Origin of the sequence: Vibrio sinaloensis (genome assembly GCF_000808535.1) — a bacterium.
Lineage (GTDB): Bacteria > Pseudomonadota > Gammaproteobacteria > Enterobacterales > Vibrionaceae > Vibrio > Vibrio sinaloensis_D.
In genome coordinates this window covers 315,166-323,855 of record NZ_JWLV01000009.1, presented here as the reverse complement: position 1 = coordinate 323,855, position 8,690 = coordinate 315,166, and the positions used below count along the sequence as shown (strand labels likewise).

Sequence of the window (8,690 nt, the reverse complement as noted above, 5' to 3'; positions counted from 1 at the left end):
GTCCACTCCGCCACTTATTTGAGAGTCGTCTCAATAAACACGAAGATAGGGGTGTAGCTCCAATTGGCAGAGCAGCGGATTCCAAATCCGCGTGTTGGGAGTTCGAATCTCTCCACCCCTGCCATATCTAAGGCTCTAGTCGAAAGACTAGAGCCTTTTTGCTTTTTGGTATTGAAGTATTCAATTGGCAGAGCAGCGTATTCCCCGTCTTGCCAAAGGAACAAGGCCTACTTGTTGAATCCTAATTGTCTATAGGCAAGTGACGTGACTTTTATTACTGAGCTGCAACCATTAATGCATCTGCCCCAAACTCTATTTCTCGAGCGGCTTTTCGCTTCTTAGATAATCATTCCACTTCTGATTGAACTTCTTAGGTAGAGCAGAGTCTTTAAACTTCTCTTTAGAAAAAAGTAAATACATATCTTGTTCGAACAGTGGTTTGTTATGATAGGTTAACTCTTCAGCCGCCTCTTTTGGGAGTACTTGATCAATTCTCATCTGCCCAGTTTCAATCGTAGCAGGATAGGCATCTATTCGCCCTTTGAACAGCAATTGAAATACATAGCTATCAGTGTTTCCAGTGAATGGCTTTAGTCCCATCTCAATGAGCACATCCCGTGCTGTGTAATCGACCACAGATCCCAACGTATATGAAGCAAGGTCTTCGTCGGTTTGCCAATCAAATCCATTATCCTTGCGATGAAAGAACACGACTTTTTGTGTCATTAATTTATCTGAAAGTATGAAATGATCTCGTCGATCTTTATTTTCGAACCAAGGGAATGTGGCATCAAACTTCCCAGATCTAACCCCTTTCAATGCTCTTGCCCATGAGGTGTATTCATAGACAACTTGGTAGCCTAGCGACTCAAATACTTTGGTCACTGGATCTTGCAGCAACCTATGCTCAGCGTTGGAGCTGGACGTATGGGGAGGGTAGTCCTCAATTGCAATGACAATAGATTTCGCTTGCAGCATTGCTGGACACATTAGTAAGCAAGCGAAAGAAAGTTGGTAATTCATAAGGCGAACAATCCACTATGGAGGTGCAATATTGATTATAGATGCTTTAGACAATAAAAAAGCCCGCTCAAAGAGCGGGCTTCATAATCAGCTGTGACGGGGCTTGATTTATTTAAGTAGTGCTTCGTTACCGTGTTCACGGATATGCTTAAGCATGCCTTTAACACCGCGTGCGCTTGAAGCTACAACATTACCTGACTTCATGTAGTCAGTGCCACCTGCGAAATCGGTGATGATAGCACCAGCCTCTCGAGCGATCAGTTCGCCCGCTGCGATGTCCCAAGGTTTAAGACCTAACTCGAAGAAACCATCAACACGGCCTGCAGCAACATAACATAGGTCTAGAGCGGCAGAACCAGTACGACGGAAGTCAGCACAGTCTACAAATAGTGCTGACATGATCTTGAAGTAAGATTCAGAGTGCTGTTTTTGCTTGTATGGGAAACCAGTCGCTAGAATAGTGCCTTGAAGGTCTTTTAGCTGTTTTACACGGATACGTGCGTTGTTTAGCTGAGCACCAGCACCGCGTTGAGCTGTGAATAGCTCATTGAGCATTGGGTCGTAAACACAAGCAACTTCTGTTTTACCTTTAAAGCGAACAGCGATAGAGACAGAAAAATGTGGTAAACCTTTTACAAAGTTTGAAGTGCCATCCAGTGGGTCGATGATCCATTGTACTTCTTTATCTTTACCTTCAATAACGCCATTTTCTTCTGCGACGATGCAGTGCTCTGGGTACGACGCTTTAATCGTATCGATAATGATAGCTTCTGCTTCTTTGTCTACGTTAGTAACAAAGTCGTTCGTGCCTTTCTGAGTTGATTCGATCTTCTCAGCATTTTCTAAAGATTTAGCAATATGATTGCCTGCTTTTCGTGCAGCACGAATAGCGATATTAAGCATTGGATGCATACTAATTTCCCAACGGATGTTAAAGAACAGAAAAACGGGCGGCAGTATACCAGATAAATGACCAAATGGAAGCGGTTAATTTTTGTCCTCTTGGTTTTTAATCAGAAAGGACCTGACCATTTTAGTCAGGTATATGCTATTATCTTGCCGCTTTATTAATAGCTTTAGGATTCATCGATGCTTCACAACGTAAAAGTTGTCCTTGTGGGGACTTCGCACTCTGGAAATATTGGCTCCGCCGCTCGTGCTATGAAAGTCATGGGTTTGAGTAATTTAGTGCTAGTTGATCCTCAATGCAGCGTCGATGAACAGGCCCTCGCTTTAGCTGCGGGGGCGAGTGATATCGCTGAGAATGCTAAGATAGCCTCGTCGTTAACTGAAGCTGTCTCTGACTGCGCTCTTGTTGTGGGATCGAGCGCTCGCTCTCGCACATTGGAGTGGCCAATGCTTGAACCGCGAGAATGTGGGGTTAAGTTTGTCGAAGAAGGACAAAGCGCCCCAGTGGCTTTGGTATTTGGTCGAGAGCGTACGGGGTTAACCAACGATGAATTGCAAACCTGCCATTACCACGTTTGTATCCCTGCAAACCCTGAATATAGCTCTCTCAATTTGGCGATGGCTGTTCAGACTCTAAGCTATGAAGTGCGTATGGCCTTCCTTGAAAAAGAGCAAAGCCAGTACGCGACTACCGAATTGGTTGAATATCCAAGACACAAAGAGCTGGAAATGTTCTTTGAGCACCTTGAAAAAGTGGCTCAAAAGACCCAGTTTATCAGTGAAGACCAACCAGGTAAGGTGATGAATAAACTGCGTCGTTTGTTTAATCGCGCGAGACCAGAAGCTCAAGAGCTGAACATTTTACGTGGTGTTCTTACTGCGATAGAAAAGCGTATAAACGAGTGATTTTGTCCATATAAGCAAAGTGGTTAAATACCTGACTAAAATAGTCAATTAAATACTTGACCAAAATAGTCAGGTATGGAAGAATTCCTACCATATTAACGGTGTGGATATGGTGTTATATGAGACTTACATCTAAAGGAAGATACGCAGTGACAGCCATGTTAGATGTGGCTCTGCATTCGCAACAAAACCCTGTACCTCTGGCTGATATTTCAGAGCGTCAAGGGATCTCTCTATCTTACCTAGAGCAGCTTTTCTCTAAACTGCGTAAAGCGGGTTTGGTTGCAAGTGTTCGTGGTCCTGGCGGTGGTTACCGACTTGGTGAAGACGCTCAGTCTATCTCTATTGGTACGGTCATTGCTGCGGTAGACGAATCTGTAGATGCGACTAAATGCAATGGGAAAGGAGACTGCCAAGGTGGCACTCGTTGCCTAACTCACACACTGTGGCGTGACTTGAGTTCACGTATTAGCGACTTCTTGAACAACATCACTTTAGGTGAGTTAATGCATGATAATGAAGTCCTAGAAATTTCTGACCGCCAAGACATTGATCTTGCCGTCAACCATGGGTTTGCTACAAAAAATACAAACACCGCACCCATCGGTGTAAATGTCCGCTCATAAGCGATTTGCCTGTTACATTGGAGTAGAAAATGAAACTGCCTATTTATCTTGATTATTCAGCGACTTGTCCTGTTGATCCTCGTGTGGCTGAAAAAATGGTTCAGTACATGACTATTGACGGCACGTTTGGCAACCCAGCTTCGCGTTCACATCGTTATGGCTGGCAGGCAGAAGAAGCGGTAGATACTGCACGCGAGCAAATTGCAGATTTATTGAATGCGGACCCACGTGAAATCGTATTTACATCGGGTGCGACTGAATCAGACAACCTAGCTATCAAAGGGGCTGCGCATTTCTACTCTAAGAAAGGCAAGCACGTCATCACTTGTAAGACTGAGCACAAAGCTGTTTTAGACCCATGTCGTCAGCTTGAGCGTGAAGGTTTCGAAGTGACTTACCTTGAACCAGAAGCAAACGGCATTATTGATCTTAAGAAGCTTGAAGCTGCAATGAGAGATGACACTGTGCTTGTTTCAATCATGCACGTGAACAACGAAATTGGTGTAATCCAAGATATCGCATCTATCGGTGAACTATGCCGTGAGCGTAAGATCGTTTTCCATGTCGACGCCGCTCAATCTGCAGGTAAATTACCTATCGATGTTCAAGAAATGAAAGTCGATTTGATCTCCCTTTCTGCTCATAAAATCTACGGCCCTAAAGGTATTGGCGCGCTTTACGTTCGTCGCAAACCACGTATTCGCCTAGAGGCACAAATGCACGGTGGCGGTCATGAGCGTGGCTTCCGTTCAGGTACGCTTCCAACTCACCAAATTGTGGGGATGGGTGAAGCATTCCGCGTGGCGAAAGAAGACATGCAAAAAGATTTCGACCACGCTTTGGCATTGCGTAACCGCCTACTTGACGGTGTTAAAGATCTTGAAGCGGTAAGCGTGAATGGTGACCTTGAACAACGTGTTCCTCATAACCTAAACGTGAGCTTTGCATTTGTTGAAGGTGAATCACTTCTCATGTCTCTTAAAGACTTAGCGGTATCATCAGGTAGCGCATGTACATCAGCAAGCTTAGAGCCATCATACGTACTTCGAGCTCTTGGTCTAAACGATGAACTCGCACACAGCTCAGTTCGTTTCTCTTTCGGACGTTTCACTACAGAAGAAGAAATCGACTATGCAATTGAACAGATTCGTACAGCAGTGACTAAACTGCGCGACATGTCTCCTCTATGGGATATGTACAAGGAAGGAATTGACCTAGACACAGTTGAGTGGGCACACCACTAAAACGCAGGTTATTCCCAAAGATTAATAGAGGATTCGAGGTAAATTATCATGGCATATAGCGAAAAAGTAATCGATCACTACGAGAACCCACGTAACGTTGGTTCATTTGATAAAGAAGATCCAAATGTGGGTAGCGGCATGGTTGGTGCTCCTGCGTGTGGTGATGTAATGAAACTTCAGATCAAAGTAACGCCAGAAGGCATTATTGAGGATGCAAAGTTCAAAACTTACGGTTGTGGTAGCGCGATCGCGTCAAGCTCACTCGTCACTGAATGGGTTAAAGGTAAGAGCATTGATGAAGCTGCAGCAATCAAAAACGCAGAAATTGCTGAAGAACTTGAGCTACCACCGGTAAAAGTTCACTGTTCTATTCTTGCGGAAGATGCAATTAAAGCAGCGGTTGCTGATTACAAGAAAAAACACCAAGAATAAGTATTCTGTATATAATGGGAGGTCAATCCTCCCGTTTCATTCGCTACATAGACAAACTAAGGTGCAGTATGGCCATCACAATGACAGAAACCGCGGCAAGTCGCGTTAAGACATTCCTAGATAACCGAGGCAAAGGTATCGGTTTACGTTTGGGTGTAAAAACGACCGGCTGTTCTGGTATGGCGTATGTGCTTGAGTTTGTGGATGAGCTTAACGAAGAAGACTCAGTGTTCGAACATGATGGTGTTAAGGTCATTATCGATCAAAAAAGCCTCGTGTATTTGGATGGTACGGAGTTGGATTACGTTAAAGAAGGCCTGAATGAAGGGTTTGAGTTCAACAACCCTAATGCCAAAAGCGAATGTGGTTGTGGTGAAAGCTTCAACGTTTAATTGACAGCGCCTGTGGGTGAATCGCCCACAGATGATTACCAAGGACCGAATTCTAAATGAATTACTTTGAATTATTTGGGCTACCAAGTCAGTTTAAGCTGGATGGTAGCCTTCTTTCTTCACAGTTCCGTGAACTTCAAAAGCAGTTTCATCCTGATAACTTTGCAACCGCCTCTGAGCGTGATCGCCTGATGGCTGTCCAGAGAGCAGCGGAAATCAACGATGCTTATCAAGTATTAAAAAGCCCAATATCTCGAGCTGAGTACCTACTGGCGGAAAATGGTGTAGAGATACGCGGAGAACAGCAAACGATGCAAGATCCTATGTTTCTGATGGAGCAGATGGAGTTGCGAGAAGAGCTAGAAGAGATTGCAAGTCACTCGGATTCGGAAGAGGCACTGTTCAATTTTGACGCCAAAGTGAGCAAGATGTTTAAGCAGCATTTATCCCTCCTCGAGCAAGAGTTGAATGATGCGCTATGGCTCAAAGCCGCGGAACGTGTACGTAAGCTCAAGTTTATTGCCAAATTAAAGAATGAAATCGAACTAGTGGAAGATAAACTCCTCGGCTAGTTAGCAACAAGGACCAATCATGGCACTACTTCAAATAGCAGAACCGGGTCAAAGCTCGGCACCCCATGAGCACAAACTGGCAGCAGGCATTGATTTAGGTACGACTAACTCATTGGTTGCGTCGGTACGTAGTGGTGATGCTGCTACGCTAAAAGATGAAAATGGCCACAGTATTCTCCCTTCTGTAGTGAATTACTCTGGTGAGCTCCCACTTGTTGGTCAGGCCGCGAAAGCGTTGGCGGAACAAGACCCAGCAAATACCATTATTTCGGTGAAGCGCTTGTTGGGCCGTTCACTTGACGACATTAAGCAGCGTTACCCGAACTTACCTTATCAATTTAAAGCGAGCGACAACGGATTACCTGTGCTTTCTACAAAAGCAGGGGACAAGAATCCGATAGAAGTGTCAGCTGACATTTTAAAGTCTCTTGGTAAACGCGCGGAGCAAACACTTGGCGGCGAGCTTGCTGGCGTGGTTATCACGGTACCGGCTTATTTTGATGATGCACAACGTGCAGGTACAAAAGACGCAGCTAAGCTGGCAGGAATGCATGTTTTACGTCTTTTGAATGAGCCGACAGCAGCCGCAATTGCCTATGGTTTAGATTCAGGGCAAGAAGGCGTGATCGCTGTCTACGACCTTGGTGGTGGTACATTTGACATCTCTCTTCTTCGCTTGTCGAAAGGTGTCTTTGAAGTCCTTGCCACTGGCGGTGATTCCGCGTTAGGTGGTGATGATTTCGACCACTTGTTGGCGGAATACCTGATGCAACAAGCGGGTATTGAAGGGGCACTGTCTCCTGAAAAGACTCGCGCACTACTTAATATTGCAACTGATACAAAAATTGCCTTCTCTGAGAAAGAGATCGTTGACGTGGATGTTTTCGGCTGGAAAGGCAGTGTAAGTCGTGAAGAGTTTGAAGATCTGATTCGTCCTCTAGTTAAGAAAACGCTGATGTCCTGTCGTCGTGCACTGAAAGATGCGGATGTCGATGCAGAAGATGTTCTTGAAGTCGTTATGGTTGGCGGTTCAACACGCACGCTATTAGTGCGTGAGATGGTTGGAGAGTTTTTTGGTCGAACGCCTCTGACAAGCATTAATCCTGACGAAGTCGTTGCAATCGGTGCCGGTATCCAGGCTGACATTTTGGCTGGCAACAAGCCAGATTCAGAGATGCTACTGCTTGATGTGATTCCGTTGTCACTTGGTATCGAAACCATGGGCGGTCTCGTTGAAAAAATTGTTCCGCGCAACACAACGATTCCTGTTGCTCGAGCTCAAGAGTTCACCACGTTTAAAGATGGCCAGACGGCAATGAGCGTACATATTGTTCAAGGCGAGCGAGAGATGGTGGACGACTGTCGTTCCTTAGCTCGATTTTCGCTGAAAGGTATCCCTCCGATGGCTGCGGGTGCTGCACATATTCGTGTAACTTACCAAGTTGATGCCGATGGTCTGCTTTCGGTTACAGCAATGGAAAAGAGCACAGGTGTTCAATCCGAAATTCAGGTGAAGCCTTCTTATGGTTTGAGTGATGATGAGGTCGCAAACATGCTGCGCGACTCCATGACCCATGCCAAAGAGGACATGCAAGCACGGGCGTTGGCAGAACAGCGTGTAGAAGCCGATCGTGTTATCGAAGGCTTGATTACGGCGATGCAAGCGGATGGTGATGAACTTCTTTCTGAGCAAGAGCGCCAAGCATTGTTGAAGGCCATTGAAGCTCTCATCGAGCTACGCAATGGAGACAATGCCGACGCAATTGAACAGGGCATCAAAGACACGGACAAAGCGAGCCAAGACTTCGCCTCCCGTCGTATGGATAAATCAATTCGAGCTGCGCTGTCTGGACAGTCAGTTAATGATATTTAAGAGATTAAGTTATGCCTAAAATTATTGTATTACCCCATGAAGACTTATGCCCAGAAGGTGCAGTGCTTGAGGCAAATACGGGTGACACGGTGTTGGACGTCGCGCTAAAAAATGGCATCGGTATTGAGCATGCGTGTGAAAAATCGTGTGCTTGCACAACTTGTCACGTCGTCATTCGTGAAGGATTCGATTCTCTTGAAGAGAGTGATGAGCTTGAAGATGACATGCTTGATAAAGCGTGGGGTCTAGAGCCTGAATCTCGTCTTGGTTGCCAAGCAAAAGTGGCGGATGAAGATCTGGTGGTTGAGATTCCAAAGTACACGTTGAATCACGCATCAGAAGATCATTAATCTGCAATTTACGTTAAGACGATAATAACAACTCATCATCGAGTAGGAAGGTAAGCAATGAAATGGACAGATTCACGCGATATTGCGATCGAACTATGCGATAAGTTTCCGGACGTTGATCCAAAAACGGTACGTTTTACCGATCTTCACCAATGGATTCTAGAATTGGAAGAGTTTGAGGATGAGCCAAATCGATCAAATGAAAAGATTTTAGAAGCGGTGATCCTTTGCTGGATGGATGAAATGGATTAACTTGTTCGGGAAATCCCTCGCAGTTAACAAAATTTACTAAAAATAACGGGCCTTTGGGTCCGTTTTTTATCAATTTAACATTAAAGTGTTAACATCTCATCGTGAATAGAA

General features: G+C 45.0%; 11 protein-coding genes and 1 tRNA gene. 10 read left to right on the top strand and 2 right to left on the bottom strand.

All coding sequences use genetic code 11. From position 1 onward, the window contains the following. Window positions 1–47: 47 nt before the first annotated feature. Window positions 48–124 (top strand) — tRNA-Trp (locus RJ47_RS07340). A 188-nt stretch (window positions 125–312) separates the two neighbouring features. Here the strand turns inward: RJ47_RS07340 and RJ47_RS07335 are convergent. Both RJ47_RS07335 and suhB read right to left on the bottom strand, forming a co-directional pair. Then, complete coding sequence (locus RJ47_RS07335; protein WP_039482826.1) at window positions 313–978, bottom strand: substrate-binding periplasmic protein; 666 nt, start codon at window positions 976–978, stop codon at window positions 313–315. Window positions 979–1,131: 153 nt separating this feature from the next. Further along, window positions 1,132–1,935 carry an inositol-1-monophosphatase gene (gene suhB, locus RJ47_RS07330; protein ID WP_038139846.1) on the bottom strand — a complete coding sequence of 268 codons (804 nt, stop codon included), beginning with the start codon at window positions 1,933–1,935 and terminating at the stop codon, window positions 1,132–1,134. Between the two features lie 177 nt (window positions 1,936–2,112). Here suhB and trmJ point away from each other — a divergent pair, with 177 nt between their 5' ends. The 9 genes from trmJ to iscX all read left to right on the top strand — a co-directional run bounded on the left by trmJ (window position 2,113) and on the right by iscX (window position 8,579). Then, window positions 2,113–2,838 (top strand): tRNA (cytosine(32)/uridine(32)-2'-O)-methyltransferase TrmJ, encoded by a 726-nt coding sequence (trmJ, locus tag RJ47_RS07325; protein WP_039482824.1) that lies wholly within the window; start codon window positions 2,113–2,115, stop codon window positions 2,836–2,838. Window positions 2,839–2,957: 119 nt separating this feature from the next. Beyond that, a complete protein-coding gene (gene iscR, locus RJ47_RS07320) occupies window positions 2,958–3,464 on the top strand; it encodes a Fe-S cluster assembly transcriptional regulator IscR (RefSeq protein WP_072016635.1) in 507 nt (168 codons plus the stop codon). Between the two features lie 29 nt (window positions 3,465–3,493). After that, the gene (locus tag RJ47_RS07315; RefSeq protein ID WP_005476772.1) at window positions 3,494–4,708 is read left to right on the top strand and encodes an IscS subfamily cysteine desulfurase; all 1,215 of its coding nucleotides are present in this window, start codon (window positions 3,494–3,496) and stop codon (window positions 4,706–4,708) included. Between the two features lie 48 nt (window positions 4,709–4,756). Then, the gene (iscU, locus tag RJ47_RS07310; RefSeq protein ID WP_005476795.1) at window positions 4,757–5,140 is read left to right on the top strand and encodes a Fe-S cluster assembly scaffold IscU; all 384 of its coding nucleotides are present in this window, start codon (window positions 4,757–4,759) and stop codon (window positions 5,138–5,140) included. A gap of 68 nt (window positions 5,141–5,208) precedes the next feature. Continuing rightward, window positions 5,209–5,532, top strand: coding sequence for an iron-sulfur cluster assembly protein IscA (gene iscA / locus RJ47_RS07305; protein ID WP_005476800.1), 324 nt, complete (start codon window positions 5,209–5,211; stop codon window positions 5,530–5,532). A 56-nt stretch (window positions 5,533–5,588) separates the two neighbouring features. After that, complete coding sequence (gene hscB / locus RJ47_RS07300) at window positions 5,589–6,104, top strand: co-chaperone HscB (protein WP_039482820.1); 516 nt, start codon at window positions 5,589–5,591, stop codon at window positions 6,102–6,104. A 19-nt stretch (window positions 6,105–6,123) separates the two neighbouring features. Continuing rightward, the gene (hscA, locus tag RJ47_RS07295) at window positions 6,124–7,977 is read left to right on the top strand and encodes a Fe-S protein assembly chaperone HscA (protein WP_039482817.1); all 1,854 of its coding nucleotides are present in this window, start codon (window positions 6,124–6,126) and stop codon (window positions 7,975–7,977) included. An 11-nt stretch (window positions 7,978–7,988) separates the two neighbouring features. Next, window positions 7,989–8,327, top strand: a complete 339-nt coding sequence (gene fdx / locus RJ47_RS07290; protein WP_005476776.1) for an ISC system 2Fe-2S type ferredoxin — start codon at window positions 7,989–7,991, stop codon at window positions 8,325–8,327. Window positions 8,328–8,384: 57 nt separating this feature from the next. Continuing rightward, complete coding sequence (iscX, locus tag RJ47_RS07285) at window positions 8,385–8,579, top strand: Fe-S cluster assembly protein IscX (protein ID WP_005476792.1); 195 nt, start codon at window positions 8,385–8,387, stop codon at window positions 8,577–8,579. The last annotated feature ends 111 nt before the right edge of the window (window positions 8,580–8,690 follow it).